Origin of the sequence: Burkholderia sp. SIMBA_051, from assembly GCF_046534915.1 — a bacterium.
In the GTDB taxonomy this organism is placed as follows: Bacteria; Pseudomonadota; Gammaproteobacteria; order Burkholderiales; family Burkholderiaceae; genus Burkholderia; species Burkholderia ambifaria.
In genome coordinates this window covers 1-307 of the sequence record NZ_JAWRXS010000146.1, presented here as the reverse complement: position 1 = coordinate 307, position 307 = coordinate 1, and the positions used below count along the sequence as shown (strand labels likewise).

General features: G+C 55.7%; 1 protein-coding gene. It reads right to left on the bottom strand.

The features are described 5' to 3' along the window. The coding region (locus SB771_RS33945) for a hypothetical protein (protein WP_410721908.1) at positions 1 to 193 on the bottom strand (193 nt) is incomplete at its 3' end. Positions 194 to 307: the final 114 nt, after the last annotated feature.

Sequence of the window (307 nt, the reverse complement as noted above, 5' to 3'; positions counted from 1 at the left end):
CAACGATTTTCAAGGGCGGCGAGGGCCGCTTTCGCTCAAAAAATTTCGCCGGGCGAGCTCTTGAAACCGCCTGGCCTCGACCTATTTTCCGGTCATCATCGTGCAGTCGCGTCTCGCGTTCGCGTCCTGCGTTGCGTGCATCGCGCTGCGGGTTTAACTCGTGTTTCGACTCGTGTTTCAACTCGCGTTTCAACTTATTTGTCGGCGGTAAGGCGGATGAACCCGGAGCGCGTTTGCCCGTTCGTCGCCTTGCCTTAATTAAGGAGCTTACGGAGGACCCAAGCCATGAGTGACTTCTTTTTTGGAC